Consider the following 26668-nt stretch of genomic DNA (forward strand, 5'->3'; position numbering starts at 1 on the left):
ATGCGTCTACTCCGAACGCGGCAGATCGAACGTGAAGCGCGCCCATTCGCCTTCCTGGCTCGTCACGGCCAGGGTGCCGCCGTGGCGCTGGATCACGCTGTAGCTGATCGACAGGCCGAGCCCCAGGCCCTTGCCGACGTCGCGCGTGGTGAAGAACGGCTCGAACACGCGCGACAGGTTCTTCTCGGAGATGCCGGGGCCGTTGTCGGTCACCACCACATGCAGGCGGTTGTCGATCCACTCGCCGGCAATTTCGATGCGCGGGTTCTCGCGCTGCACCTTTTGCATGGCAAGCGCAGCGTTCGACAGCAGGTTGATCAGTACGCCAATGATGGCCGCCTCGTCGCCGCGCACGAGCGTGTCGGCCGGCAGCTTGCGTTCGAGCGCCACGCCGCGCAACTCGTGGCTGGTCAGGCGGACGGCCGAGTCGATGGCCTTCTCGACCAGGAATGGCGCATCGGCTTCGCCTTTCTCGGGGCTGCGGTAGGCGAAGGTCTTCAGGTCCGACACGATGTGCTGCACGCGCTGCATGCCTTCCTTGGCATCGGTCAGGCATTCGAGCAGCATCGGGCTGCTCTTGGCGGTCGGGTCTTCCTGCGCCACTGCAATCGCCATCAGGCAAAAGTTAACCGGGTTGTTGATCTCATGCAGCAGGCCGGCCGACAGCGTGCCGATGGCGGCCATCTTTTCCTGTTGCAGAAGCTGACCCTTGATGTCGGTGAGGTTCTGATTGGTCTGCGCGAGCTGCTCGTTCTTCTGCGCCACTTCTTCCTTGAGCCGGAAGAGCTGGAAGCGCCCGCGCTCATTGAAGTACGTGTAAAGCGTGCTCGTCGCAATCGAGAACAGGATGAACATCGAATGCACGATGAAGATTTCGCGCGACTGGATGCCGCCGGGGTGCAGCGTGCACGCGATCACCCAGAAGATGTACGTGCAGGTGCCGAACAGCACGGCCTGCAGAAAGCCGATCGGCATCACCATGCCCACCGCATAGATCGCCAGGTTCAGCCCCGAGTAATACGGCGAACTGGCGCCCTCGGTGTCGTAGATCATCCACGAGATCATGATCTGCGGGCAGATCAGCCAGAAGAACGTCAGGCTTTGGACGTGCTCCTCGCCCCAGCGCGTGTACAGCACCAGCAGCGCGCCCAGCATGATGAGCGACGTGATGACCCGCAGCGAAGCGAACAGCCAGAGCCTGTCCACGTACATGCCGTAGTCCAGCCCGACGCCCGCCAGCACCAGGACGATGCCGGTAATGGCGGCCATGCGGCTGAAGACGAGCCGGAACTGCTTCAGCTCGGCTTGGTATCCGCGATGTGTAATGGGCTCCATGGTGTTCCTGGGCAGCGGATTAGGCGGCGGATGTGGCAGGCCCGGCCACGCTGGCCTGGGCGAATACGTTGACGCCGGTCACGTCGGTATAGACACGCACGTCGTGCGAGCCTTCGGGCAGCAGTTCGGCCATCAGCGGTTCATCGCGATAGACGAGATACCACTCCAGCACGTGCTCCATCACAAAGCGCATCGGGTTGTTGCCGTGCACGTTGGTCGCAAGAATGGCGCCGCCCCGGCGCGTGCGCGCAGCAAAGTACGAGAGCAGGCGCTGGCAGACCTTGTTGGACAGATAGTCGAACAGGCCGGCGCAATACACCGCATCGCAATCGCCGGCTTGCAGGCTGTCGGCCGTGATGCGGCGCTTGAGCAGCTGGTGCACCGATTCGTGCACGAAATCGACAGTGACGGTCTTGCGCGCGCGGTCCATCGCACGGCGCATCTGCTCGCGGGTGTAATCGAGCGTCTCCTCGCTGAAGTCCACCAGCTCGAACGACAGCAGCGACGGCTCCGGATGCTGCTGAATGAAGCGCTGGATTTCCACGGCTGGCCCGCAGCCCACGTTCAGCACCTTGAACGTTCGGCCTGCCGCCTTCGCCTGTGCAGCCAGGTCGCTCAGATACTGCACAAGAATGTCGATGCGGTTGCGGTGCGCCTCGGCCACGTCGGTACGAAGGAAAGCGGCGTTGACGATCTGGAAATAGGTGTTCGGCCCCTCGCGCGGGTCGGAGAGGATCTGGTTGACCATCTCATAATCGCCTGCGTAGCCGAGCGGCTTGGTGTACGTGCGATAGATGAACGGCGCGCGCAGCAGCAGCGGATGCAGCGCCGCCTGCGCGAACGTGCGGTGTGCGGGTGCAAGCTCCGCCTCGACCTTGCCGGCTTCCGATTCCAGCCCGTCCATGTAGCCCTTGAGCTTGAGCATGATCGGCTCGGCCAGCTCCTGGAAGACATCCATGCGCAGCTTGTTGTCCTCGCGCGGCAATGTCTTCGACAGATCCACCTGTTCCACCCAGCGCGACACTTCGGCGAGGAACGCGCGCATCTCGTTGACGACGATCTGATAGTCGCGATGGATGCGGAAACGCTCCTGCCATTCCTGCACGAACGTTCGCGCTTCTTCGCCCACCGAGGCGGGCGTGTCGGCCACTTCCGACAGCTCGCGCCATTCGTCGATCAGCGTGAGCGAGACGACGGCGGTCAGACCCGTGTTCACCAGGCTGATCACCACCGCCTTGCCGAGATAGGCCTGCCGGGTCCCCATCTTGATCGCGAGTTCGGACAGCACCTCGCTCACCTGCACGATCGAGTAGGGGTTGTAGATCTCCATCACCAGGGCACGCCGCTGCAGCGTGATGATGGTGCCGCGGACCTGCTGACCCTGTGAGTTGCGGAAGCTGACCGCGGGATCGATTTGGTTGGGTGAGTACACGGTGCGAATTTGCCGGAGACTTCAGGGAAAACGTCTGCCAAGCGGGACGCTCACTCCAACAACCGCGCACCCGGCGTCGCACCGCGAATCCGGGCACCGCGAACACGGCGCGCCCCGCCGACACTGCCGGGCATGCCGCCGCATCAGTCGTGAAAGCGTGCTTGAAGCCGTCCGCTGGCCATGCGCAATACGCGCCAGCCCGGGCGTCTCTCGCCCAAACCCGCTCCGAGAAGATCGGGGAAGACGATCGACTGCAGCCGGTGCCTTCAGTCCTACAACGACGGCACCTTTACTGCCTGCCGATCAACAGCGTGGCAACGGGAATCGTGCAACCGTGAACCATGACCAGACTGGAACGATGCACTCCCCTGACATCCGCAACGCGCGCTGCTTGAACGCGCGGCCCGCTGCTGCATCCCAAATCGTCTCTCAAGGAGAATCCCGCACAGTAATGAACTCGGGGCGCCGTATCGTATGTTGCGTGCCGGCGCCCGTGTTCGCCATGATGCCGCAGCTATGCCACGCATGCATCAGGGCGATTCAACCGGGCCATGCTCTGACGTCATGGCTGCCGAATGACCCAATCGATTGTACTTGCCGAATGTGACCCACACAATGCGGAAACCCGCAGTGCAGAGCAAAGCTGAACCACCATCTCAGCGTGATTTACGGCCGGTGAGCGCGTCCGGATCCTGCTTGTAGTTGGTGAGGAACTGGGTGTAGCTGTAGACCTGTGCCGGCAGCAGGTGGCTGGGCATGTCGAACAGTGCGTAGTAGTACGGCTCGCGCCCCTGACACACCTCTGCGGGCAGGCAATATTGTTCCCACTCCACACAGGCCGGGGTGTACATGCCGTCGCCGGGCCAGAAGAACGGGACGATCTGCTTGTCGTGCAGCCCCTTGAGCAGCGCGTCGGGCGCGTTGTAGGCCTCGGCGTTTTCCAGGTGCGTCAACATGCTTGCGTTGGTCTCGATGACCATCAGCGTTGCCCGACCGTCGGCTGTGAGCAGCAGCACGCCGGCGGGGTGCGGATACAGGTAGTACTCGATGAAGCGGTACCGCGTCGACAGCTCGCGCACGAGCCGTGTGATCGCCGGGTCTGAGAGAAAGCTGAACGAGTGGCGCGACAGCAGATCGCGCAGTGTGCTCGACAGGTTGCTGAAGTAGCGCACCTGCAGTGCTTCGATTTCCGCGCTGAGCCGCTCGGCCATCGCCGGATTGTCTTTCTTGATGTAACGGTCGATCAGGCCGTCGTTGAAACCCTGCACGGCGATGTTCTCGTCGGCCATGCCGGTGAGCAGGATCGTCATGCACGGCAGGTCTTTGAGCTTGGCGCAGAATTCCAGCCCGTTCATGCGCGGCATGGAGTAATCCACCACGATGACGGACGGCTGCAGGAAGCGGTTGACCTCGTGGATCTGGCGGTAGACGCGGTCGACGTCGAGCTGGATCGTGCGGCGTTCGGTCGAGAACGTCAGATCGTCGTGGGTGACGCGCACCGGCAGAAAACCCGGCATGCGCAGCGAATGCCACTGGCGCAGCCACGCCAGCGCCTCTTCCGGGTCATTGAAGGCCAACAGCGCACGCGATGGGTCCATCTGGAACCCAAGGCTTTCCACGAACGATTGGCTGTCGTCGACCACCACCGTCAGGGTCGGGTGGAAATAGACCGGCAGGGCGCTGTCCTGTTGCATACGTCGGGAAGAGTCGGAAGAGGGCTGGGTGCAGCGCACGGCCGGTGTGGCCGGCGCTGCCCGTTTCCACTACGTTACTGTCTGCCGCCGCCGGGAGCAAGCGGAACCCGTCTGACCTGACGGACCGTTGACGGCCGTCAGTGGGGCCGCCAGTGCGCCGCTTTACTCGACGGATTTCACCATGTCTTCGACAACCTTCTTGGCGTCGCCAAACACCATCATCGTCTTGTCCATGTAGAACAGCTCGTTGTCGAGCCCGGCGTACCCGGCGTTCATCGAGCGCTTGTTCACGATGATCGTCTTGGCCTTGTAGGCCTCCAGGATCGGCATGCCGGCAATGGGCGACTTCGGATCGTTCTTGGCCGCCGGGTTGACCACGTCGTTGGCGCCCAGCACCAGCACCACGTCGGCCTGGCCGAACTCGCCGTTGATGTCTTCCATCTCGAAGACCTGGTCGTAAGGCACTTCGGCTTCGGCCAGCAGCACGTTCATGTGGCCCGGCATGCGGCCTGCGACGGGGTGGATCGCGTATTTGACGGTCACGCCCTTGTCCGACAGCTTTTCGGTCAGCTCCTTCAGGGCGTGCTGCGCGCGCGCCACCGCGAGGCCGTAGCCCGGGACGATGATGACGGTTTCGGCGTTGCCCATGAGGAAGGCCGCATCATCGGGCGAACCCGATTTGACCGGGCGCTGCTGCCCGCCGCCACCCGCTGCCGCTCCGGCGGACGCTTCGGAACCAAAGCCGCCCAGGATCACGTTGAAGAACGACCGGTTCATCGCCTTGCACATGATGTAAGACAGAATTGCACCGGATGAACCCACCAGCGAACCGGCGATGATCAGCATCGGGTTGTTGAGCGAAAAGCCGATGCCGGCCGCTGCCCAGCCCGAGTACGAGTTCAGCATCGACACCACGACCGGCATATCGGCGCCGCCGATCGGGATGATGATCAGCACGCCCAGCACAAAGGCGATGGCCGTCATGATGATGAACGGCAGCCAGCTCTGGCTCAGGAAGAACAGGATGCCGAAGCCGAGCATGGCGACCGCCAGCAGCAGGTTCAGCATGTGTTGACCGGCAAACTGCACCGGCGCGCCCTGGAACAGGCGGAACTTGTATTTGCCCGACAGCTTGCCGAAGGCGATCACCGAGCCCGAGAACGTGATGGCGCCGACGAAGGTGCCGATGAACAGCTCCACCCGGTTGCCCAGCGGCAGCACGTTGTCGCCCGCCACGGTGATGCCGAAGGCCGACGGTTCTGCCACCGCGGCGACCGCAATACACACCGCGGCCAGACCGATCAGCGAGTGCATGGCAGCCACCAGCTCCGGCATCTTGGTCATCTCGACCGTGCGCGCCACGTAAGCGCCGATGCCGCCCCCGACCACCAGGCCCGCGAAGATCAGGATGAAACCCGTGGAGGCGCCGCTCTCGGTGCCCGCAAACATCTCGGCCTTGAGCTTGTAGATGAGCGCGACGGTCGTGACGGCGGCGATCGCCATGCCCGTCATGCCGAACGCGTTGCCGCGCCGCGCCGTGGTCGGGTGCGAAAGCCCCTTGAGCGCCTGGATGAAGCAGACCGAAGCCAGCAGATACAGCAGGGTGACGAGGTTCATGCTCATTGCTTGGCTCCCTCGCTCTGACCGCCCTTGGCCTTCGGCTCTTTCTTCTTGAACATCTCAAGCATGCGCTGGGTGACCAGGAAGCCGCCAAACACATTCACCGCCGCCAGTGCCACCGCCACCACGCCCATCGTGCGGCCCAGGCCCGTTTCCGTGAGGCCCGCCGCCAGCATGGCGCCGACGATGATGATGGCCGAGATGGCGTTCGTCACGGCCATCAGCGGCGTATGCAGCGCCGGCGTGACCGTCCAGACCACGTGGTAGCCGACGTAGATCGCCAGCACGAAGATGATCAGATTGATCACCGTGTGATTGACCAGCTCCATTTGCTCCTCCTCGCTTCTTGGTCGATGTGCGAAGCGGCCAGGCCGTTCAGGCCCGGCCGCCCGGCGCGTCAGGTTGCCTTGATGGCCTTGATCTTGTTGCCCTCGCCCAGCAGCACGACCTTGGGCTTGTAGCTAGCGACTTCTTCTTCGTTCATCGGTGCATAGGTGCAGATGATCAGCAGATCACCCACGTGCGCACGGCGCGCTGCGGCACCGTTGAGCGAGATTTCGCCCGAGCCGCGCTTGCCCTTGATGATGTAGGTGGAGAAACGCTCGCCGTTGTTGACGTTGTACAGCTCGATCTTTTCGTATTCGCGCATGTCGGCGGCGTCGAGGAGGTCCTCGTCGATGCCGCACGAACCTTCGTAGTCCAGATCGGCCTGGGTGACCGTCGCGCGGTGCAGCTTGGCGCGAAGCATGTTGCGTTGCATGAAGCTTTCCTTGAAACAGAAATGAAATCGCCACTGGCGACCGCGCCGGGTTGTGACGCCCGGCAGGCCGCCGTCTCCGTTCTTATTTGGCGGCGCTCGTGGCTGCGGGAGCGCGCTCCACCTGGCCGGCCTGGCTGAGCAGGCAGGCGGCCACGATGTCGTCTTCGCGGTTGATGTTCAGGACGCCATCCTTGTCGATGATCAGCTTGAGGAAATCGAGCACGTTACGGGCGTAGAGGGCAGAGGCGTCGGCCGCCACCATCGACGCGAGGTTGGTGTAGCCCACCAGCGTGACGCCGTGTTTGACGACCACGCGGTCGGCTTCGGTCAGTGGGCAGTTACCGCCTTGCGCTGCCGCCAGATCAACGACGACCGAGCCGGGCTTCATGGCTTGCACGGTGGCTTCGGACAACAGCGTCGGCGCGCGGCGGCCCGGGATCAGCGCCGTCGTGATGACGATGTCGGCCTGGGTTGCGCGCGTGTGCACCAGTTCCGCCTGGCGGCGCATCCAGTCGGGCGGCATCGGGCGGGCATAGCCGCCCACGCCCTGGGCGATTTCGCGCTCTTCGTCCGTCAGGAACGGCACGTCCAGGAACTTGGCACCCAGCGATTCGATCTGCTCTTTCACCGCCGGCCGCACATCGGATGCCTCAATGACGGCACCCAGACGCTTGGCCGTGGCGATGGCCTGCAGGCCGGCCACCCCAGCGCCGAGGATCAGCACGCGCGCGGCTTTCACGGTGCCGGCTGCGGTCATCAGCATCGGCATGAAGCGTTGGTAATGGTTGGCAGCGACCATCACGGCCTTATACCCGGCGATGTTGGCCTGGGAGGACAGCACGTCCATGCTTTGCGCGCGTGTGGTGCGCGGCGCGGCTTCCAGTGCGAACGCGGTGACGTTGGCGGCGGCGAGGCGGGCCGTGTTCTCGTCGTCGAACGGGTTCAGCATGCCGACCAGCACGGCGCCCGGCTGCATCTGCGCCAGCTCGGCCGCTTCCGGCGAGCGCACCTTCAACACAATCTGCGCGCCCAGCGCCTCGGCGGCGGTGCCGATCTTGGCGCCGGCTGCCACGTAGGCGTCGTCGGGCTGGGCAGCGGCGACACCGGCACCCGATTGCACCGTCACCTGATGGCCAAGCGCCACGTACTTTTTCACCGTTTCCGGGGTCGCGGCAACGCGCGTCTCGTCCGCCCGCGTCTCCTGCGGGATGCCGATGTGCATCGTGTTCTCTCCTCGCTGATTATGGTTAGGATGCGCGCGAAGTGAACGAAGGCGCGCTGGATCAGGATCGACGTGCAGCTTACCCGAACTTTTTGGCGCACGGACGCTCGTCGAATGCCATGTCGAATATCCGAACCGACAGGGAATGCGGGCCCATTCTGCGCAAACGTGTGCTCAATTGCTCACAACTCTGCGCTGGCGCGACATGCCGTGGTTTCAGCGCCCCATGCAAGCGGGGAGGGCAGCCTCCAGCTACAATAACGCCTTGTTTTTGTTGCCTTTTTGCCATGAACCAAGCTGTCCGCTGGAAACCCAGCGTTACCGTTGCCGCCGTCATTGAACAGGACGGGCGCTTTCTGCTGGTGGAGGAGCACACCGATGTCGGCTTGCGCCTGAACCAGCCCGCCGGCCATCTCGACCCGGACGAAAGCCTGGTCGACGCCGTCGCGCGCGAGGCACTGGAAGAAACCGCGCACAGCTTTGTGCCGACCGCGTTTCTGGGCTGCTACATGGCACAGTTCCAGCCGCCGCAGGGCGATCCGGTCACCTACGTGCGGATGGCCTTTACTGGCGAGCTGGGCCCCCAAGACCCGCGCCGCACGCTGGACGACGGCATCGTCCGCACCGTGTGGATGACGGCGGATGAAATCCGCGCCAGCCGCGAGCGCCATCGCAGCCCGCTGCTGCTCGCCTGCGTGGAGGACTACCTGGCCGGCAAACGCTATCCGCTCGATGTCATCCACACACATGCGAGCGTGTACGGCCTGGGAGCGCAGTCATGAGCAAGAAGCGGATCGTCGTCGGGATGTCCGGCGGCGTGGATTCGTCCGTCACTGCCTGGCTGCTCAAACAGCAAGGCTACGACGTCGTCGGCCTGTTCATGAAGAACTGGGAAGACGATGACGACAGCGAATACTGCTCGACCCGGCAGGACTGGATCGACGTGGTGTCGGTGGCCGACCTGATCGGCGTCGATGTCGAAGCCGTCAACTTTGCCGCCGAGTACAAAGACCGCGTGTTTGCAGACTTCCTGCGCGAATACTCCGCCGGCCGCACGCCCAATCCCGACGTGCTGTGCAACGCCGAGATCAAGTTCAAGGCCTTCCTCGACCACGCGATGGCGCTTGGCGCCGACACGATTGCGACCGGGCACTACGCCCGCGTGCGCGAGGTCGACGGCCGCTTCGAGCTGCTGAAGGCGTTCGACCACACGAAGGATCAGAGCTACTTTCTGCACCGGTTGAACCAAGCACAGCTGTCGCGCACGCTCTTCCCGCTGGGCGAGATGCCCAAGACGAAGGTGCGGGAAATCGCCGCCGAGATCGGTCTGCCGAATGCCAAGAAGAAGGATTCCACGGGGATCTGCTTTATCGGCGAGCGGCCGTTCCGCGATTTCCTGAATCGCTACCTGCCGACCAAGCCCGGCCCGATCAAGACGCCGGACGGCAAGACCATCGGCGAACACATCGGCCTGGCGTTCTACACGCTGGGGCAGCGCAAGGGCATCGGCATCGGCGGCAGCCGCGACGGCAACGGCGATGCCTGGTACGTGGCCCGCAAGGACATGGCGGCCAACACGTTGTATGTGGTGCAGGGTCACGACCACCCGTGGCTGCTGGCGCATACCGTGCACGCCGACGATCTGAGCTGGGTTGCCGGGCACGCGCCCGCCGAAGGCACGCACCTTGGCGCCAAGACGCGTTACCGCCAGGCGGACGCGCCTTGCACGGTCGCACGCGCGGCCGACGGCGCACTGACGTTGGCCTTCCCAGAGGCGCAGTGGGCCGTCACGCCGGGTCAATCTGCCGTGCTGTACGACGGTGAAATCTGCTTGGGCGGCGGCATTATTTCGGCAGTCGAGCCTGCAGTCATCGAAAAGGCAGTCGCTTAAGCGGTTTCTGCAACACGGCGTTGTGACGGCTGCGGCTGTTGCGGCACTCGTTTAAGCTTGCGCCCTGATTTGTCTTCACACAGGGTTGGTCATGCTGCCACGTCGCTACTGGGCCTTTGCGGGCGTTGTGCTGTTGTTTGCCGTTACCGCCGGGTTTGCGGTAGCGGGGCGCCTGCATTGGGTGTGCGCGGTCATTCCGGGCATGTTCGTCATCCTGGGCGTGCACGACATCACGCAGACGCGCCACTCGGTGTTGCGCAACTACCCTCTCTGGGGCCATTTCCGCTTCCTGTTCGAGTTCATTCGTCCGGAAATCCGCCAGTATTTCGTTGAAGACGACACCGACGAAAAGCCGTTCTCGCGCGCCCAGCGCAGCATCGTTTATCAGCGTGCCAAAGGTGAGGTCGATAGCCGTCCGTTCGGCACGGAAGTCGACGTAAAGGTGGCCGGTCACGAATGGATCGGCCATTCGTTGGCGCCAACGCGCATTGCCTCGTCGGACTTCCGCGTGATGGTCGGCGAGGGCCGCGCCAAGCCGTATTCGATGTCGGTGTTCAACATCTCGGCGATGAGCTTCGGGGCGCTGTCGGGCAATGCCATTCGCGCGCTCAATCGCGGCGCCAAACTCGGCAACTTCGTCCATGACACGGGCGAAGGTTCGATCTCGCCGTACCACCGCGAAGAGGGCGGTGACCTGATCTGGGAAGTCGCCTCGGGCTACTTCGGCTGCCGCGACGCCAATGGCCGCTTTGATCCGGACCGCTTTGCCGAGCAGGCACGCAGCCCGCAGGTGAAGATGATCGAGGTGAAGCTCTCGCAAGGGGCCAAGCCGGGCCACGGCGGCGTCTTGCCAGCGGCCAAGGTCACGCCCGAGATTGCTGCCACGCGCGGCATCCAGATCGGCAAGGATTGCATCTCGCCGGCCGCGCATTCGGAGTTCAACTCGCCGCTGGGTTTGCTGCAGTTTGTGGATCGCCTGCGTACGCTGTCGGGCGGCAAGCCGACCGGCTTCAAGCTGTGCATCGGGCATCCGTGGGAGTTCTTCGGCATCTCCAAGGCGATGCTGGAGTCCGGCATCCTCCCGGATTTCATCGTCGTTGACGGCGCGGAAGGGGGCACGGGCGCGGCGCCGCTGGAATTTACCGACCACGTTGGCACGCCGCTGCAGGAAGGGTTGCTGCTGGTGCACAACACGCTGGTCGGCACCAACCTGCGCGACAAGATCAAGATTGGCGCGTCGGGCAAGATCGTCACCGCGTTCGATGTGGCTCGCACGCTGGCAATGGGTGCCGACTGGTGCAACGCGGCGCGTGGCTTCATGTTTGCGCTGGGCTGCATCCAGGCGCAGAAGTGCCACACCGACCGCTGCCCGACCGGCGTGGCGACACAAGACCCATCTCGTCAGAAGGCGCTGGTGGTGCCGGACAAGGCCGAGCGCGTGCATCAATATCACGCGCATACCCTGCATGCGCTGCTGGAGCTGACGCAGGCCGCCGGCCTGCAGCATCCGGCGGATTTCCGCGCGCACCACATCGTGCGGCGCGTGTCGGGCAACGAGGTGCAGTTGCTCTCGACGCTGCTCAAGTACCTGGAACCCGGCGATCTGCTGGCCGGGCGGTACCGTTATCAACTGTATGAGCGCTACTGGCCGATGGCCCAGGCCGAACGGTTTGATCCGGTGGCCGTGTAACGCTCGATAATTTCCCTGGATTACTGCGGCTGGGTTTCCATGAAACTCGGCCGCTTTTCAATGCGCGCGTAGAACGTGGCGAGGTTCGCGTGACGCTCGCGCCAGTCGATCTGCGGCTGGCGGAAATCCAGGTAGGCAAGTGCGCAGCCGACGGCGATGTCGGCCAGCGTCAGGTGGTTGCCGTTGCACCAGGTCTTGTCGGCCAGGCCTTGCGACATGGCTTGCAGGGCCTGATCGATCTTGTGGCTCTGGCGCGCGAGCCACGTTTCGCTGCGCTGCTCCGGCGTGCGCTGCGTATGTTCGATGCGCAGCATGAGCGCGGCGTCGAGCAGGCCGTCGGCCAGCGCTTCCCAGCAGCGCACTTCCACGCGTTCACGGCTCGACGGCGGAATGAGGCGCGCCACCGGCGACAGCGTGTCGGCGTATTCCGCAATCACGCGCGAGTCGAACAGCGCGCCGCCGTCGTCCATCACCAGGCAGGGGACCTTGCCGAGCGGGTTGAACTGGTGGATCTGCGTACCTGCGCTCCACACGTCTTCCAGCACGAACTGGTAGTCGATTTTCTTTTCAGCCAGGACCACGCGCACCTTGCGGGTGTACGGGCTGGCGTGCGATCCGATCAGTTTCATAGGCATGTCATGTTGGAGGCGGAAGTATAGCCGCGCACTTTCCCGAGTGCGCTGCGCGGCGCCTGAACCCAACTCAACCAAACGGAGGCTTGCTTTCGGCCGGATTGGCCGTGAAAGGCAGGTGCCGGGTGGTAAAATCGCGGGCTCGCTTGGGTGCGGGTATGCACCTGGGTTCAACGCGCAACGCCGCGTCCGGGTTGTCCGGATTGAGATTCCCTTCACATTTTTCCCCGCCTGCCATGTCGTCGCTTTCTGCCCTGACCGCTCTGTCTCCCATCGATGGCCGCTACGCTGCCAAGGCCGATCCGCTGCGCGAGTGGCTGTCGGAAGCCGCTTTCATGCGCAACCGCGTGAAGGTGGAGGTGCATTGGCTGATCGCCCTGTCGCAGGCCGGGCTGGCCGAGATCCCGCGTTTCTCGGCCGCCGCCGAGGGCGCACTGCTGGCGCTGGTCGAGAACTTTGCCGAGGCAGACGCCGTCCGCATCAAAGAGATCGAAGCCGTCACCAACCATGACGTGAAGGCCGTCGAATACTGGATGAAGGAGCGCGTGAAGGGTAACGCCGAGCTGGAAGCCGCCAGCGAATTCATCCACTTCGCCTGCACGTCCGAAGACATCAACAACACCTCGCACGGGATGATGCTCAAGGGCGCGCGCGACACGGTCATCGTGCCGACGCTGCGCCGCGTTCAGGCGCGCCTTGTGGAGCTGGCTCATGCCAACGCCGACGTGCCGATGCTCTCGCGCACGCACGGCCAGCCGGCCAGCCCGACCACGCTGGGCAAGGAAATGGCCAACGTGGCCGCGCGCCTGGACCGCGCCATCCGCCGCATCGAAGCCGTGGAACTGCTGGGCAAGATGAACGGCGCGGTGGGTAACTACAACGCGCACCTGTCGGCGTATCCGTCGCTGGACTGGGAGGCGTTCTCGAAGAACGTGATCGAGACGCGCCTGGGCCTGACGTTCAACCCGTACACCATCCAGATCGAGCCGCACGACTACATGGCGGAGCTGTTCGACGCCGTGGCGCGCGCCAACACGATCATCCTGGACCTGGACCGAGACGTCTGGGGCTACATCTCGCAGGGCTACTTCAAGCAGAAGACCAAGGCGGGCGAGATCGGCTCGTCGACCATGCCGCACAAGGTCAACCCGATCGACTTTGAAAATTCGGAAGGCAACGTCGGCCTGGCCAACGCGGTGCTGCGCCATCTGTCGGAAAAGCTGCCCGTGTCGCGCTGGCAGCGTGACCTGACCGATTCGACCGTGCTGCGCAATATCGGCGTGGCGTTCGGCTACAGCCTGTTGGCCTACGACGCCTGCCTGCGCGGCTTGGGCAAGCTCGAAACCAACCCGGCCCGCCTGGCCGAAGACTTGGACAACTGCTGGGAAGTGCTGGCCGAGCCGGTGCAGACCGTGATGCGCCGCTATGGCATCGCCAACCCGTACGAGCAGTTGAAGGAACTGACGCGCGGCAAGGGCATTTCGCGCGAGGCGCTGCGTGAATTCATCGCCACGCTGGCCATTCCCCAAGACGCGCGCAAGCTGCTGCTGGACATGACGCCCGGTAGCTACATCGGCAAGGCAGAAGAACTGGCGCGTCGTATCGCCTGATTGTTGCAAAAATTTGGTGGTACCGTCTTGAAAAACGGCCCGCTCTCGAATTCGAGGCGGGCCGTTTTGTTTGGTGTACTCCGCAGAACGGGCTGTCGCGCCACGTCTATAAAGCTGCCTGGTCAATCAAAAAATTTGAATCGCTTCGTGAACTTCGCGCCGACTTGACGGGTCGGATCGCGCAAATAATGCACAATCGTTTGGCGCCGTGGTCTGACCCACAGGCGCCGCCAACTGAGCGCTTCAAAATACCGAGGGAACCGATGTCTCAAGCTGCCCACTCGAATCCGGCCATGCGCGGCGCCGCTGACCACGGCGTCTATACCAAGCCGGCGATTGCGATGCACTGGATCATCGCGCTGCTGATCTTCGCAGCCTTCGGGCTCGGTCTGTACATGACCGATATCCCGGGCTTTACGCCCACCAAGCTGAAGCTGTTCTCGTATCACAAATGGATCGGCATCACGGTGCTAATTTTTGCGGCGCTGCGCGTGCTGTGGCGCCTGACGCATCCGGCGCCGGCGCCCGTGCCCGGTATGCCGAAGTGGCAACACGCCGCCGCCGAAGCCGCGCACGTCGGCTTGTATCTGTTGATTTTGGCGGTGCCGCTGACCGGCTATCTGCTCAGCGTCGCGGCCGGCGTCAAGGTTGTCTACCTTGGCCTGTGGGAACTGCCGATGCCGTTCGACAAGAGCGACGCGCTGAAAGACATCTTCGGCATGGCGCACGAATGGCTGAACTGGACCATGGCGGCCATCGTCGTGGTGCACATCCTAGCTGCGCTGAAGCACCACGTCGTCGATCGTGACGGCACGCTGCGCCGCATGGTGCCTTTCCTCCGCTGATTTCCAAATGCGCCGGTGCGCGGTGTGTGCCGGTGCTCCTGCCTGTCCATCCTGACCAAGACTGCCGGCATGATCCGGCCTGACTGAAGGAGTCTGATGATGAAACGTGTTGTGCGCCCCCGCGCCATCGCCCTGGTTGCCGCCGGCGCGCTGTCGATCGCTGCCGTATCGGTATCGGCCATCGCCCAGGTGGATGCCGCCAAGAGCAGCGTCACCGCCACCGGCAAGCAGCTCGGCGTGCCGATGGACATCAAGTTCGGCAAGTTCGATGCCGCCGTCAATTACAACCCGGCCAACGTGGCCGCCTCGACGGCGAAGGTCGACATCGATGTCACCAGCGTCGACGTTGGCAGCAAGGAATACAACGACGAACTGAAGAAGAAGGATTGGTTCGACACCGCCAAGTACCCGAAGGCAACGTTCGTCTCGTCGGCGTTCAAGCCGGGCGCGGGCGGCAAGGTGGACGTGGTCGGCAAGCTGACCATCAAGGGCATCACGCAGGATGTGACTGCACCCGTCACGTTCAAGCAAGAAGGCGCCAATCAGGTCTTTGAAGGCGCATTCCCGGTCAAGCGCAACGCATTCAAGGTGGGTGACGGCGAGTGGAAGGATACGTCGGTCGTCTCGGACGACGTGACGATCAAGTTCCGCGTCGTCATTGCCAAGAAGTAATCGGAAGTCTCACCCCAACGTTTTTCCGGCCCTCGTGTGCCGCTTTTATCCGCAGGAGTTCTCATGAAATTGCGTACCCTCGTTGCCGCACTGTCGGCCGTTGCTGCCACCGCCGCATTTGCCGCCCCCGCTACGTACCAGCTCGACCCGAGCCATACGTACCCGAGCTTTGAAGCCGACCACATGGGCGGTCTGTCGAAGTGGCGCGGCAAGTTCGAAAAGTCCAGCGGCACCGTGACGCTCGATCGCGCCGCCAAGACCGGCAGCATCGACGTGACCGTGCAGACCGACAGCATCGACTTCGGTCACGCCAAGATGAACGAGCACGCCAAGAGCGCCGAGATTTTCGACGTGGCCAAGTACCCGACCGCCACGTTCAAGGGCAACTTCACGAAGTTCAAGGGCGACGTGCCGACCGAAGCCGAAGGCCAACTGACGCTGCACGGCGTGACCAAGCCGGCCAAGCTTGAAATCGACGCGTTCAAGTGCATGCCGCACCCGATGCTCAAGCGTGAAGTCTGCGGCGCTGATGCCGAGATGAAGTTCAAGCGCGACGACTTCGGTGTCGACTACGGCAAGGCCTACGGTTTCAACATGGAAACCAAGCTGAAGATTCAGGTGGAAGGCATCAAGCAAGACGCCAACGTTGCACAGCAGTAAGCCTGGCAACACGGCACAGCCAAAGAAAAAGCCCCGCAATTGCGGGGCTTTTTTGTGGCCCGAGGAATGCGTCCTCTGGGCATTGGACGACCGAGCCTTCAGACTTGCGCGCCGAAGTTCGGATCGTCTTCCTTCGGGCCACCGGCCTTTTTGTCGGCCTTGACGAGATCTTCGCGCTTGACGCCCAGCCACATGCACAGCGCAGCCGCCACGAACACCGACGAGTAGATGCCGAACAGAATACCGATCGTCAGGGCCAGGGCAAAGTAGTGCAGCGTCGGGCCGCCGAACACCAGCATCGACAGCACCATCATTTCGGTCGAGCCGTGGGTGATGATCGTGCGCGAGATGGTGCTGGTAATCGCGTGGTCGATCACCTCGTGCGTGTTCATCTTGCGGTACTTGCGGAACGCTTCGCGGATCCGGTCGAAAATCACCACGGATTCGTTGACCGAATAGCCCAGCACCGCTAGCACCCCCGCCAGCACCGACAGCGAGAACTCCCACTGGAAGAAGGCGAAGAAGCCCAGGATGATCACGACGTCGTGCAGGTTGGCGATCACGCCCGCCACGGCAAACTTCCATTCGAAGCGGATCGACAGATAGATGACGATGCCGACCACCACGAACAGCAGCGCCAGGAGGCCGTCGGTGGCCAGTTCCTTGCCGACCTGCGGCCCGACGAACTCGACGCGCTGGAGCTTGGCGTCGGGGTTGGCGGCGTTCAGGGCTGTCATCACCTGCTCGCTTTGCACGGCCGAGGCGATGGGCTTGCCGTCCGGGCCGGTCTTGAGCGGCAGGCGGATCATCACGTCGCGCGAGGTGCCGAAGTTCTGCACCTGGGCGTCGGCGTAGCCGAGCTTCTCAATGTCGCCGCGGATCTTCGGCAGATCGGCGGCCTGGGTGTAAGCGACTTCCATCACCGTACCGCCGGTGAACTCCACCGACAGGTGCAGCCCCTTGTGGAACAGGAAGAAGACGGCGGCGATAAACGTCAGGAACGACAGCGCGTTGAGGATCAACGCGTGCTTCATGAACGGAATGTCGCGGCGGATGCGGAAAAACTCCATGGTCTGCCCTTTGTGGCGACCGCCCCTTCGTATCGGGGGCGGTGCCGGTTATGCGAGATTCGTGGTGGGTGGCGTGATTACTTGGCGGGCGATTCCGTGTTCGTATTGCCCGGCTTCCACACCTGCCCGATGGCGACGCTCTGCAGTTTCTTCTTGCGGCCGTACCAGAGGTTCACGAGACCGCGGTTGAAGAACACCGCCGAGAACATGGACGTGCCGATCCCCAGGCAGTGCACGATCGCGAAGCCGCGTACCGGGCCCGAACCGAAGGCGATCAGCGCCAGGCCGGCGATGAGCGTCGTCACGTTCGAATCGAGGATGGTCGCCCAGGCGCGGTCAAAGCCGGCGGAGATGGCCATCTGTGCCGATGCGCCGTTGCGCAGCTCTTCACGCACGCGCTCGTTGATCAGCACGTTCGCGTCAATGGCCATACCGAGCGCCAGCGCGATAGCCGCAATACCGGGCAGCGTGAGCGTGGCCTGCAGCATGGAGAGCAGCGCGATCAGCAGGAACACGTTGACGCCGAGGGCCGCGACCGAGAATGCGCCGAACAGCATGTAGTACAGCACCATGAACACCGAGATGGCGAGGAAGCCGTACAGCGCCGAATCGAAGCCCTTCTTGATGTTGTCGGCACCCAGCGACGGGCCGATGGTGCGTTCTTCGATGATCTCCATCGGCGCGGCCAGCGAGCCTGCACGCAGCAGCAGCGCCAGGTCGGAAGCCGCCTCGGTCGAGCCCATGCCGGTGATCTGGAAGCGCGAGCCCAGTTCGGACTGGATGGTCGCCACCGTCAGCACTTCGCCCTTGCCCTTTTCAAAGAGCACGATGCCCATGCGCTTGCCGATGTTGTCACGCGAGACATCGCGCAGCATGCGGCCACCCTGGCCGTCGAGCGTGATGTCGACCGACGAATTGTGGTTCTGGTCGAAGCCCGCCGAGGCGCTCGTGATGCGATCGCCCGTGAAGATCACCTGCTTCTGCAGCAGGACGGGAGCGCTGCGCCCTTGCGTGAACAGCTCGTCGCCCAGCGGTACCGGATCGCCGGCACGCGGCACGAGCGGCGCGTTCGGATCGGCCAGGCGCGCTTCCAGCGTTGCCGTGCGGCCGATGATGTCCTTGGCCTTGGCGGTGTCCTGCACGCCGGGCAATTGCACGACGATGCGGTCCGGGCCCTGTTGCTGGATCACCGGCTCAGCCACGCCGAGTTCGTTCACGCGGTTGTGCAGCGTAACGATGTTCTGCTTCACCGCGTTGTCCTGCACTTCCTTCATCGCGGCGGCGGTGAAGGTGCCGGTGAGCGTGGCGCCGTCGGCGCTCTTGTCCACGGTGTAGGCCAGTTCGCGGGTGGAGTCGGCCAGCAGCCCGCGGGCGCGATCGGCGTCGTCCGGGTTGCTGAACTTGATCGTGATGGTGTTGCCGTTGCGGTCGATGCCGCTGTGGCGGATGCCCTTGTCACGCAGTTGCGTGCGGATGTCGCCAGCCAGCGAGTCGAGCTTCTTCGTCACAGCGCCGTTCATGTCGACCTGCAGCAGGAAGTGCACGCCGCCGCGCAAGTCCAGGCCGAGGAACATCGGCTTGGCGAAGAACGGCGCGCCGCTGAGCCACTGCGGGGAGCCCGGCAGCAGGTTCAACGCGACGATGTAGGTCGGATCGGCTTGATCGGTGTTCAGGCCGCGGGCCAGGACGTCCTTGGCCTTGAGCTGCGTGTCGGTGTCGGCAAAGCGCACGCGCACGCTGGCGGAGGTGCCGTTGTTGTCGAAGAACACGCCGTCGGGCCGAATGCTGGCCGCAGCCAGCAGGCTCTCGACCTGCTTTTGCACGTTCAGATCGACCTTGACGGTGGCCTTGCCAGAAGACACCTGCACGGCAGGCGCCTCACCGAAGAAGTTCGGCAGCGTATAGAGGAACCCAATGGCAAGCGCCACCAGGATCACAATGTATTTCCAGAGCGGATAGCGATTCATCTTGGAATGCAGAGAGGCGACGCCGAGGGGCGCGGGCGCGGATTCTTAGAATAGGCGCTGCCTGGGGTTCCGGCGCCGGCGCAATCGTGCGCGGCGCCTGGATGGGGCGATTACAGCGCCTTGAGCGTGCCCTTGGGCAGCACGGTCGTCACGGCGCTCTTCTGGACAGTGATTTCGGTGTTGGCAGCGATTTCCACGGTGACGTACTGCTCGGCCACCTTGCTGACCTTACCGAGGATGCCGCCGGCGGTGACCACTTCGTCGCCCTTGGCCAGGGCTTCGAGCATCGCCTTGGTTTCTTTCTGGCGCTTCATTTGCGGGCGGATCATGATGAACCACAGCACCACGAACATCAGGATGATGGGCAGGAAGCTCATCAGGCCACCCGCGGCACCACCGGCTGCCGGTGCGGTTTGCGCGTAAGCGTCGGAAATCAGGAACACGTCAGAACTCCGTAATGGTTCGTCAATCGGTCAAAAATCGGACCGGACATTCTACCATTGCGATGCTGCGGCAAATGGGCGCGCCCGGCGCCCTGCGAAGGCGGCTTACAGGGCCCCGCGCGCGCGGTCTGCGGCGAAGCGCGCCTGGAAGGCGGCAAAGCCGTGGGATTCAATGGCAGCGCGCATTTCGGCCATCAATTCCAGGTAGTAATAGAGATTGTGGATGGTGTTCAGGCGGGCACCCAGGATCTCGCCGACGCGCTGAAGGTGGTGCAGGTAGGCGCGCGAGAAATTGCTGCAGGTGTAGCAGCCGCAGGTCTCGTCCAGCGGGCGCGGATCGTTGCGGTGTACCGCGTTCTTGATCTTGATGTCGCCAAAGCGGGTGAAGAGCCAGCCGTTGCGCGCGTTGCGGGTGGGCATCACGCAGTCGAACATGTCGACGCCGCTGGCGACGCCCGCCACCAGGTCTTCTGGCGTACCGACGCCCATCAGGTAATGCGGCTTGTTGGCCGGCAGACGCGGCGCCACGTGCTGCAGCACGCGCATCATGTCTTCCTTGGGCTCGCCGACCGACAGGCCGCCGATGGCATAGCCGCCGAAACCTTCGCCGCCCGCATCGGCGTCAATCGCTTGCAAACCGGCCAGCGATTCGTCGCGCAGATGCTCGAACATGCCGCCCTGGACGATGCCGAACAGCGCGTTCGGGTTGTTCTCGCGCGCAAATTCGTTGCGGGAGCGCTGTGCCCAGCGCAGGCTCATGCGCATGGAGGCGGCGGCTTCGGCCTCGGTGGCCGGGCGATCGCCCATCTTGTACGGCGTGCATTCGTCGAACTGCATGACGATGTCGGAGTTCAGCCGGCGCTGGATCTGCATCGAGATTTCGGGCGAGAGGAACAGCTTGTCGCCATTGATGGGCGATGCAAACGTCACGCCTTCTTCGGTGATCTTGCGCAGATCACCCAACGAAAACACCTGAAAACCGCCAGAATCGGTCAGGATGGGCTTATCCCAGCCATTGAAACCGTGCAGGCCTTTGTGCGCGTCCATCACTTCCAGACCCGGGCGCAGCCACAGGTGGAACGTGTTGCCCAGGATGATCTGTGCGCCGATGTCCTTCAGCTCCGCCGGCGACATCGCCTTGACCGCACCATAGGTGCCCACCGGCATGAAGATGGGCGTTTCGACCACGCCGTGGTTCAGGGTCATGCGGCCGCGTCGAGCGAGGCCATCGGTGGTGAGCAGTTCGTACTTGAGCATGGTCAGAGCGATTGGGTTTCGCTGGGTTCGGCGGGCGCGCGCGTGAGCAGCATGGCGTCGCCGTAACTGAAGAAGCGGTAGCGCTGGGCGATGGCGTGCTGATACGCCTCACGGATGGCGCTCATGCCGGCAAACGCCGATACCAGCATCAGCAAGGTCGACTTGGGCAGATGGAAGTTCGTCACCAGCAGGTCGACGGCGCGGAAACGGTAGCCGGGGGTGATGAAGATGTCGGTCTCGCCGCTGCAGGCGTTGAGCGTGCCGTCCGGCTGCGCGGCCGACTCCAGCGCCCGCATCGACGTGGTGCCGACCGCGATGATGCGGCCGCCGGCAGCTCGCGTGGCCCGAATGGCGTCGGCCAGTTCAGCCGTAATTTCGTACCACTCGCTGTGCATGCGGTGTTCGGCGATGTTTTCCACGCGCACCGGCTGGAACGTGCCCGCACCGACGTGCAGCGTGAGAAAACCGCGCCGGATGCCCATGGCGTCCAGCTTGGCGAACAGCGCATCGTCGAAGTGCAGGCCCGCCGTGGGTGCCGCGACGGCGCCCGGGTTGCGCGCATAGACAGTCTGGTAGCGCGTCTCGTCAAAGCTGTCCGGGTCGTGCTCGATGTAGGGCGGCAGCGGCAGGCGGCCGTATTGTTCGATCAGGTCCAGCGCCGGCTGCGGGAAACGCAGCGTGAAGAACGGCTCGGCGCGCGGCCCGACCGTCACGTCAAAGGCGTCGGCCAGGCGCAGCGTGGTGCCCTCGACGGGCGACTTGCTGGAGCGGATCTGCGCCAGCACCGTGTGTTCGTCCAGCAGGCGCTCGACGAGCACTTCCACCTTGCCGCCGCTGGCTTTGTGGCCAAAAAAGCGTGCCTTGATGACGCGCGTGTCGTTAAAGACCAGCAGGTCGCCGGGGCGCAGGTAGTCGACCAGGTCGGCAAATTGGCGGTCTTCAAAGTGCACGGCGTCATCCGCGGGGCGTACGGCCAGCAGGCGGCTCGCGGTGCGGTCGGGCAGGGCGGTTTGCGCGATCAGCTCGGGCGGCAGATCGAAATCGAAATCGGACAGCGTCAGCATGAAAAGTGGCGCAGACGTGGATTGCGCCAAGTGATGGTCGCGGGCGCCGGTACAATCGGGCGACTCGCAAAGTTCGCCATTGTAAACGCCCTGTGCCGTCTCGCGCCCGTTCCGCCACTGATGCTGCTCCTATGCCCGACGCTGATACTGCGCCGGCGCCGAAGCCAAAACGCGCGGCCACGGCAGATAAGGCGGCCAAGGCAACGGCCAAAACCGCCCGCCCGGCAGACAAGCTCGCCAAGCTTGGCCTGCACCGCGACGTCGATCTCGTCCTGCATCTGCCGATGCGCTACGAGGATGAAACCACGCTGCTGACCATTGCCGAGGCCACGGCCCGCGCCAACACCGGGTGGGCTGCGCAAGTCGAAGGCACGGTCACGCGCAATGAAGTGGCGTTCCGGCCGCGCCGGCAGCTGGTCGTGCATATCGCCGATGACTCGGGCGAACTGGTTCTGCGTTTTCTCAATTTCTACGGCAGCCAGGTCAAGCAGATGGCCGAGGGTGTGCGCTTGCGCGTGCGCGGCGAAGTGCGCGGCGGCTTTTTCGGCGCCGAGATGGTGCACCCGACCGTGCGCGCGGTGGCGGACGATGAACCGCTGCCCGATCGCCTGACGCCGGTGTATCCGAGCACGGCTGGCGTGGCGCAGGCCTATCTGCGCAAGGCGATCCTGAACGCGCTCACGCGCACGCCGCTGCCGGAAACGCTGCCGAACAGCCTCGTCAACGGCTCGCTCGCTCCGCTCAAGCTGATGACGCCGGCCGATGCCGTGCGCCTGTTGCATCAGCCGACGCCCGATGTCGATGAGCACAGCCTTATCGAGCGCACGCACCCGGCGTGGCTTCGCATCAAGTTTGATGAACTGCTCTCCCAGCAGCTCTCGCTCAAGCGTGCGCAGGCCGCGCGCCGTATGCGCAACGCGCCTGTCCTGCGCGACAGCGGCAAGGATGGGCTGCTCGCGCGCTTCATGAACGCGTTGCCGTTCAAGCTGACCGGCGCGCAGGCCCGCGTGTGGGAAGAGATCCGCGCCGACCTCGCGCACCCGTACCCGATGCAGCGGTTGCTGCAGGGCGATGTGGGCAGCGGCAAGACCGTCATTGCCGCGCTGGCCGCCTGCCAGGCCATCGATGCGGCGTGGCAGGCGGCGCTGATGGCGCCGACCGAATTGCTGGCCGAGCAGCACTATCGCAAGCTTTCTGCGTGGCTCGAACCGCTGGGCGTGGACATCGTCTGGCTGGCCGGCAGCCTCAAGCGCAAGCAGAAGGACGAGGCGGCCGCGCGCGTGGCCGCTGGCACGGCCCAACTTGTGATCGGTACGCACGCGCTGATCCAGGATGCCGTCACGTTCGCGCGGCTCGGCCTGGCGGTGGTGGACGAACAGCATCGCTTTGGCGTGGCGCAGCGGCTCGCCCTGCGCGGCAAGGCAAGCAACGGCGATGCACCTGCCGCCAACGCCCAGGTGCCGCACCAGCTGATGATGTCCGCCACGCCGATCCCGCGCACGCTCGCGATGACGTACTACGCCGACCTCGACGTCTCCGCCATCGACGAGTTGCCGCCCGGCCGCACGCCCATCGTGACGCGCCTGGTCAACGATGCGCGCCGCGACGAAGTGATTGAACGCATCTACGCCGCCGCACGCGAAGGGCGACAGGTCTACTGGGTTTGCCCGCTGATCGAGGAAAGCGAAGCGCTGCAATTGCAGACCGCCGTTGAAACCTTCGAGACGCTTTCGCAAAGTCTGGAGGGCCTGAAAGTGGGCCTTGTGCACGGACGCCTGCCATCCGCCGAGAAGGCCGCCGTGATGAGCGCCTTCGCCGGCGGCGACCTGCACGTGCTGGTTGCCACGACCGTCATCGAGGTCGGTGTGGATGTGCCCAATGCCTCGCTGATGGTGATCGAGCACGCCGAGCGCTTTGGCCTTGCGCAGTTGCATCAGTTGCGCGGGCGAGTTGGGCGCGGTACGGCGGAATCGGTGTGCGTGCTGCTGTATCAGGCGCCGCTGTCGCCGACGGCCAAGCAGCGCCTGCAGACCATGCGCGAGACCACCGATGGTTTCGAAATCGCCCGGCGCGATCTGGAGATCCGGGGGCCCGGTGAATTTCTCGGCGCGCGGCAATCAGGCGAAGCGATGCTGCGTTTTGCCGATCTGAACCACGATGCGTGGCTCGTCGAGTTCGCGCAGGGCGCGGCGGACGCGATGCTCGCGCGCTTTCCCGAAGCGGTGGACACCCACCTCAAGCGCTGGCTGGGCGAGCGCGAGCACTACCTGCGCGTCTAAGGACGGCGGCCCGAGCGTCAGTGCGCCGGCTGTGCCTGCTTGCGCAACCGCTTGACGGTGTACATCTGGCGATCTGCCTGATCGAGCAAGGCGGTGATCTCGGTGCCGTCCTCGGGCATGACGGCCACCCCAACGCTCACACGCAGGTCCAGCGGCTGACCTTCGAACACGTACGGCTGCTGCACCTCTTCGACGAGCCGCTCGCATTGCGCTTGTGCATCGGCCCGTGCGCCAATGCCGGGCAGGATCACGGCAAACTCGTCGCCGCCGACGCGCGCCACCGTGTCGGAGCGCCGTGCCGTGCGGCCCATGCGCTGTGCGGTCTCGCGGATCGCCGCATCGCCGGCGCGGTGGCCATGACGATCATTGATCAGCTTGAGATTGTCCATGTCGATATTGAGCACGCCCAGGCTGCCCTGCGCACGTTGTGCCAGATGGATCGACTGGCGCAGGCGGTCATAGAACAACGCGCGGTTAGGGAGGTCGGTAAGCGCGTCGTGTGTGGCGCGCAGGTACAGCTGGTCGCGCTCGGCGTTGGCGGCGTGGAACATGGCCGCGGCAATCAGTTCAGACATCAACGCCAGCACGCCGATATCGCTTTCGCTGAAAGCGTCGACTTCCGGCGCCACCAGCTTGAGCACGCCGACCGTGGTGTCGAGATGCCGCAGCGGCGTGACCACCATCGAGCGCAAACCCACGCGGCGGCAGGCTTCGCGGTCGACGCGTGCGTCGGTTTCGGAGTCCGTGCATTGCAGGATTTCGCCGGTCTGCACACACAGGCCAGACAGGCTGCCCTTGCGCGCCAGGCGCAGGCCCAGCAGCGTTTCAGTCAGACCCGAGGTGGCGCGATAGACCATCTCATCGCCTTCGGCCAATTCGATCACCGCGCCCGTCGCGCATGTCAGATGCTGTGCTCGCTCGGTGACCAGCGCCATGATCGCCCCGAGATCAGTGCCAAGCTTGGCGATCTCTGACTGCGCTCGCACGATTTCGAGGAGCGTCGCGGGATTTTGCAGTGGTGGGTGATCGAACGACATGGAGCGCAGTGCGGGCGGAACTGTGGTTCGGGCGATTCTAGCCCGGTCAACCGAATGACATAGATCGAAATGTCGCCGGTGTGAGGCGGCGTTACAACTTTCGTATGCACCCTGGCGGTGCGGGCGGCCTCGACAGCGCGCGAGACGTCAATACGGTGCGGGTTTCCGGTCGATGCGTCCCTTTGGCGGTTCAGTTCCCGGCCGGCTCCAGGCGCAGCAGCGTGATCTCCGACGGCGCACCGAATCGCTTGGGCGGGCCCCAATATCCGGTGCCGCGGCTGGTGTAGATCCACAGGCGCCCCAGTTTGTGCAACCCCGCCGTAAAAGGCTGCTGCAGCGGAACAAACAGGCTCCACGGCCAGAACTGGCCGCCATGTGTGTGCCCGGAAAGCTGCAGATCGAAGCCCGCCTCCGCAGCGGCGGGAGCGGTGCGCGGTTGATGCGCGAGCAGGACGGTCGGCGTCACCCCAGGCGGCGAACCTGCCAGCGCCCGGGCCGGATCGCTGGTGTGCGCGGCGTCGAACTTGCCCGCGCTGAAATCAGTCACGCCCGCAATCACCAGCGGCGCGCCGTCGTGTTCCAGCACCGCATGCTCGTTCATCAAGACCCGCATGCCGAGCCGCTCGAACTCCGAGACCCAGGGGCCCACGCCCGAGTAGTACTCGTGATTGCCCGTCACCGCAAAGACGCCGTGCCTTGCCGACATGCCTGCCAGCGGCGCGATGTGCGGACGCAGCACCTCCACCTCGCCGTCCACCAGATCGCCCGTCACGGCAATCACATCGGGTCGCAGTGCATTGAGCCGTTCGACCACGCCGGCCACATAGGCGCGCTTGATGGTGGGGCCGACATGCAGATCGGTGATCTGCGCGATGGTGAAACCGTGCAGCGCTGCCGGCAGGCCCGCAATGGGTACCGTCACCCGCGCCACGCGGGGAATGCGGCGCGCATTGATATAGCCGATCAAGGTGACGAGCACGGTGAGGCCGACGACAAGCAGGGCCGAATCATGGCGGTAGGCGTCTGGAAGCACGATCAGCGCGATGTCACGCAGCAGCGTCAGCACCAGCAGCGACGAGAACAGGCCCATCAGCAACGCCCCGAACCACGTCACGCGATCCGCCAGCGAGATGGGCCGGATCACAAAGCGGGCCGCCATCCCCGTGGGGATCATCACCGTCGATACGAGCAGGAAGACGATGCCCGCGGCCCAGCCGGCGCCATTCCAGCCCAGGTCGGGCAGCAGCCGCCATCCGATATAGAGATGCAGCGCCGCGATGAGCGCCACGGCCGTCGTTAGAAAGCGGCGCCTGCCGCGGGGCAGGGATCGGCTGCCGTTAGGTTCGTCACGCATGCTGGGGCGGCTCCTTTGGGTCTCGGTGGGGCGTGTCCACGGAAGATGGGGCGACTGGCAGCGTTGTCAATGCCGGGCACCCGTTCGAACGGCAAGCAACATCGCACGTCCCTTGGTAAAATCTATCGATATCC

The 26668-nt window shown here is 64.1% G+C and carries 23 protein-coding genes; 8 read left to right on the forward strand and 15 right to left on the reverse strand.

Features of this window, described 5'->3' with window-relative positions; translation table 11 throughout:
• Positions 1 to 6: 6 nt before the first annotated feature.
• From ABIC76_RS13605 to ABIC76_RS13635, 7 genes are all read right to left on the reverse strand, one after another.
• Positions 7 to 1335: a sensor histidine kinase gene (locus ABIC76_RS13605; protein ID WP_102066804.1), complete on the reverse strand. Its 1329-nt coding sequence runs from the start codon at positions 1333 to 1335 to the stop codon at positions 7 to 9.
• Positions 1336 to 1354: 19 nt separating this feature from the next.
• Positions 1355 to 2767: a class I SAM-dependent methyltransferase PhcB gene (gene phcB, locus ABIC76_RS13610; RefSeq protein WP_354534293.1), complete on the reverse strand. Its 1413-nt coding sequence runs from the start codon at positions 2765 to 2767 to the stop codon at positions 1355 to 1357.
• 656 nt (positions 2768 to 3423) lie between these two features.
• Complete coding sequence (locus ABIC76_RS13615; RefSeq protein WP_092972452.1) at positions 3424 to 4461, reverse strand: response regulator; 1038 nt, start codon at positions 4459 to 4461, stop codon at positions 3424 to 3426.
• Between the two features lie 162 nt (positions 4462 to 4623).
• Complete coding sequence (locus tag ABIC76_RS13620; protein WP_147215962.1) at positions 4624 to 6084, reverse strand: NAD(P)(+) transhydrogenase (Re/Si-specific) subunit beta; 1461 nt, start codon at positions 6082 to 6084, stop codon at positions 4624 to 4626.
• Positions 6081 to 6410 carry an NAD(P) transhydrogenase subunit alpha part 2 gene (locus tag ABIC76_RS13625; RefSeq protein WP_027680561.1) on the reverse strand — a complete coding sequence of 110 codons (330 nt, stop codon included), beginning with the start codon at positions 6408 to 6410 and terminating at the stop codon, positions 6081 to 6083. The genes ABIC76_RS13620 and ABIC76_RS13625 overlap by 4 nt, the downstream gene beginning before the upstream one ends.
• 68 nt (positions 6411 to 6478) lie before the next feature.
• Positions 6479 to 6841: an aspartate 1-decarboxylase gene (gene panD / locus ABIC76_RS13630; RefSeq protein WP_316653897.1), complete on the reverse strand. Its 363-nt coding sequence runs from the start codon at positions 6839 to 6841 to the stop codon at positions 6479 to 6481.
• An 82-nt stretch (positions 6842 to 6923) separates the two neighbouring features.
• A complete protein-coding gene (locus ABIC76_RS13635; protein ID WP_354534294.1) occupies positions 6924 to 8063 on the reverse strand; it encodes a Re/Si-specific NAD(P)(+) transhydrogenase subunit alpha in 1140 nt (379 codons plus the stop codon).
• Between the two features lie 287 nt (positions 8064 to 8350).
• Between ABIC76_RS13635 and ABIC76_RS13640 the strand changes: the two genes are divergently transcribed.
• The 3 genes from ABIC76_RS13640 (at position 8351) to ABIC76_RS13650 (ending at position 11644) form a co-directional block, all read left to right on the forward strand.
• A complete protein-coding gene (locus ABIC76_RS13640; protein WP_206274280.1) occupies positions 8351 to 8845 on the forward strand; it encodes an NUDIX hydrolase in 495 nt (164 codons plus the stop codon).
• On the forward strand, positions 8842 to 9954 hold the full coding sequence (mnmA, locus tag ABIC76_RS13645) for a tRNA 2-thiouridine(34) synthase MnmA (protein WP_354534295.1): 1113 nt from the start codon (positions 8842 to 8844) through the stop codon (positions 9952 to 9954). Before ABIC76_RS13640 ends, mnmA begins: the two co-directional genes overlap by 4 nt.
• A gap of 91 nt (positions 9955 to 10045) precedes the next feature.
• Entirely contained in the window at positions 10046 to 11644 is a 1599-nt protein-coding gene (locus ABIC76_RS13650) for an FMN-binding glutamate synthase family protein (RefSeq protein ID WP_354534296.1), read from the forward strand.
• 20 nt (positions 11645 to 11664) lie between these two features.
• Here the strand turns inward: ABIC76_RS13650 and ABIC76_RS13655 are convergent, their stop codons facing one another.
• A complete protein-coding gene (locus tag ABIC76_RS13655) occupies positions 11665 to 12273 on the reverse strand; it encodes a glutathione S-transferase (protein WP_206274277.1) in 609 nt (202 codons plus the stop codon).
• Between the two features lie 239 nt (positions 12274 to 12512).
• Here ABIC76_RS13655 and purB point away from each other — a divergent pair, with 239 nt between their 5' ends.
• The 4 genes from purB to ABIC76_RS13675 all read left to right on the forward strand — a co-directional run bounded on the left by purB (position 12513) and on the right by ABIC76_RS13675 (position 16063).
• Entirely contained in the window at positions 12513 to 13886 is a 1374-nt protein-coding gene (gene purB / locus ABIC76_RS13660; protein WP_354534297.1) for an adenylosuccinate lyase, read from the forward strand.
• Between the two features lie 263 nt (positions 13887 to 14149).
• Positions 14150 to 14731 carry a cytochrome b gene (locus ABIC76_RS13665; RefSeq protein WP_354534298.1) on the forward strand — a complete coding sequence of 194 codons (582 nt, stop codon included), beginning with the start codon at positions 14150 to 14152 and terminating at the stop codon, positions 14729 to 14731.
• A gap of 99 nt (positions 14732 to 14830) precedes the next feature.
• Positions 14831 to 15403: a YceI family protein gene (locus ABIC76_RS13670; protein ID WP_009241485.1), complete on the forward strand. Its 573-nt coding sequence runs from the start codon at positions 14831 to 14833 to the stop codon at positions 15401 to 15403.
• A gap of 63 nt (positions 15404 to 15466) precedes the next feature.
• Entirely contained in the window at positions 15467 to 16063 is a 597-nt protein-coding gene (locus ABIC76_RS13675) for a YceI family protein (RefSeq protein WP_027680570.1), read from the forward strand.
• Positions 16064 to 16161: 98 nt separating this feature from the next.
• On the opposite strand, the gene secF is transcribed toward ABIC76_RS13675, so the two are convergent.
• From secF to queA, 5 genes are all read right to left on the reverse strand, one after another.
• Entirely contained in the window at positions 16162 to 17133 is a 972-nt protein-coding gene (secF, locus tag ABIC76_RS13680; protein WP_102066794.1) for a protein translocase subunit SecF, read from the reverse strand.
• Between the two features lie 77 nt (positions 17134 to 17210).
• A complete protein-coding gene (gene secD / locus ABIC76_RS13685; RefSeq protein ID WP_354534300.1) occupies positions 17211 to 19100 on the reverse strand; it encodes a protein translocase subunit SecD in 1890 nt (629 codons plus the stop codon).
• 110 nt (positions 19101 to 19210) lie between these two features.
• Positions 19211 to 19543, reverse strand: coding sequence for a preprotein translocase subunit YajC (gene yajC, locus ABIC76_RS13690; protein ID WP_004632835.1), 333 nt, complete (start codon positions 19541 to 19543; stop codon positions 19211 to 19213).
• Positions 19544 to 19648: 105 nt separating this feature from the next.
• Positions 19649 to 20800 (reverse strand): tRNA guanosine(34) transglycosylase Tgt, encoded by a 1152-nt coding sequence (gene tgt / locus ABIC76_RS13695; protein ID WP_354534301.1) that lies wholly within the window; start codon positions 20798 to 20800, stop codon positions 19649 to 19651.
• Positions 20801 to 20802: 2 nt separating this feature from the next.
• Positions 20803 to 21864 (reverse strand): tRNA preQ1(34) S-adenosylmethionine ribosyltransferase-isomerase QueA, encoded by a 1062-nt coding sequence (queA, locus tag ABIC76_RS13700; RefSeq protein ID WP_102066791.1) that lies wholly within the window; start codon positions 21862 to 21864, stop codon positions 20803 to 20805.
• 131 nt (positions 21865 to 21995) lie between these two features.
• Between queA and recG the strand changes: the two genes are divergently transcribed.
• Positions 21996 to 24143: an ATP-dependent DNA helicase RecG gene (gene recG / locus ABIC76_RS13705; RefSeq protein ID WP_354534302.1), complete on the forward strand. Its 2148-nt coding sequence runs from the start codon at positions 21996 to 21998 to the stop codon at positions 24141 to 24143.
• Positions 24144 to 24160: 17 nt separating this feature from the next.
• Here recG and ABIC76_RS13710 read toward each other — a convergent pair whose 3' ends face one another.
• On the reverse strand, positions 24161 to 25180 hold the full coding sequence (locus tag ABIC76_RS13710; RefSeq protein ID WP_354534303.1) for a GGDEF domain-containing protein: 1020 nt from the start codon (positions 25178 to 25180) through the stop codon (positions 24161 to 24163).
• A 190-nt stretch (positions 25181 to 25370) separates the two neighbouring features.
• Positions 25371 to 26534, reverse strand: coding sequence for a metallophosphoesterase (locus tag ABIC76_RS13715; protein ID WP_354534304.1), 1164 nt, complete (start codon positions 26532 to 26534; stop codon positions 25371 to 25373).
• Between the last annotated feature and the right edge of the window lie 134 nt (positions 26535 to 26668).

The sequence above is a fragment of the Ralstonia sp. 1138 genome (assembly GCF_040544795.1).
Taxonomy (GTDB): Bacteria; Pseudomonadota; Gammaproteobacteria; order Burkholderiales; family Burkholderiaceae; genus Ralstonia; species Ralstonia flatus.

Excerpts from the sequence above, each read along its gene's own strand:
- ABIC76_RS13605 (WP_102066804.1), bottom strand. The coding sequence starts at position 1,335 with ATGGAGCCCATTACACATCGCGGATACCAAGCCGAGCTGAAGCAGTTC.
- ABIC76_RS13615 (WP_092972452.1), bottom strand. The coding sequence starts at position 4,461 with ATGCAACAGGACAGCGCCCTGCCGGTCTATTTCCACCCGACCCTGACG.
- ABIC76_RS13620 (WP_147215962.1), bottom strand. The coding sequence starts at position 6,084 with ATGAGCATGAACCTCGTCACCCTGCTGTATCTGCTGGCTTCGGTCTGC.
- ABIC76_RS13625 (WP_027680561.1), bottom strand. The coding sequence starts at position 6,410 with ATGGAGCTGGTCAATCACACGGTGATCAATCTGATCATCTTCGTGCTG.
- panD (WP_316653897.1), bottom strand. The coding sequence starts at position 6,841 with ATGCAACGCAACATGCTTCGCGCCAAGCTGCACCGCGCGACGGTCACC.
- ABIC76_RS13635 (WP_354534294.1), bottom strand. The coding sequence starts at position 8,063 with ATGCACATCGGCATCCCGCAGGAGACGCGGGCGGACGAGACGCGCGTT.
- ABIC76_RS13640 (WP_206274280.1), top strand. The coding sequence starts at position 8,351 with ATGAACCAAGCTGTCCGCTGGAAACCCAGCGTTACCGTTGCCGCCGTC.
- mnmA (WP_354534295.1), top strand. The coding sequence starts at position 8,842 with ATGAGCAAGAAGCGGATCGTCGTCGGGATGTCCGGCGGCGTGGATTCG.
- ABIC76_RS13650 (WP_354534296.1), top strand. The coding sequence starts at position 10,046 with ATGCTGCCACGTCGCTACTGGGCCTTTGCGGGCGTTGTGCTGTTGTTT.
- ABIC76_RS13655 (WP_206274277.1), bottom strand. The coding sequence starts at position 12,273 with ATGAAACTGATCGGATCGCACGCCAGCCCGTACACCCGCAAGGTGCGC.
- purB (WP_354534297.1), top strand. The coding sequence starts at position 12,513 with ATGTCGTCGCTTTCTGCCCTGACCGCTCTGTCTCCCATCGATGGCCGC.
- ABIC76_RS13665 (WP_354534298.1), top strand. The coding sequence starts at position 14,150 with ATGTCTCAAGCTGCCCACTCGAATCCGGCCATGCGCGGCGCCGCTGAC.
- ABIC76_RS13670 (WP_009241485.1), top strand. The coding sequence starts at position 14,831 with ATGAAACGTGTTGTGCGCCCCCGCGCCATCGCCCTGGTTGCCGCCGGC.
- ABIC76_RS13675 (WP_027680570.1), top strand. The coding sequence starts at position 15,467 with ATGAAATTGCGTACCCTCGTTGCCGCACTGTCGGCCGTTGCTGCCACC.
- secF (WP_102066794.1), bottom strand. The coding sequence starts at position 17,133 with ATGGAGTTTTTCCGCATCCGCCGCGACATTCCGTTCATGAAGCACGCG.
- secD (WP_354534300.1), bottom strand. The coding sequence starts at position 19,100 with ATGAATCGCTATCCGCTCTGGAAATACATTGTGATCCTGGTGGCGCTT.
- tgt (WP_354534301.1), bottom strand. The coding sequence starts at position 20,800 with ATGCTCAAGTACGAACTGCTCACCACCGATGGCCTCGCTCGACGCGGC.
- queA (WP_102066791.1), bottom strand. The coding sequence starts at position 21,864 with ATGCTGACGCTGTCCGATTTCGATTTCGATCTGCCGCCCGAGCTGATC.
- recG (WP_354534302.1), top strand. The coding sequence starts at position 21,996 with ATGCCCGACGCTGATACTGCGCCGGCGCCGAAGCCAAAACGCGCGGCC.
- ABIC76_RS13710 (WP_354534303.1), bottom strand. The coding sequence starts at position 25,180 with ATGTCGTTCGATCACCCACCACTGCAAAATCCCGCGACGCTCCTCGAA.
- ABIC76_RS13715 (WP_354534304.1), bottom strand. The coding sequence starts at position 26,534 with ATGCGTGACGAACCTAACGGCAGCCGATCCCTGCCCCGCGGCAGGCGC.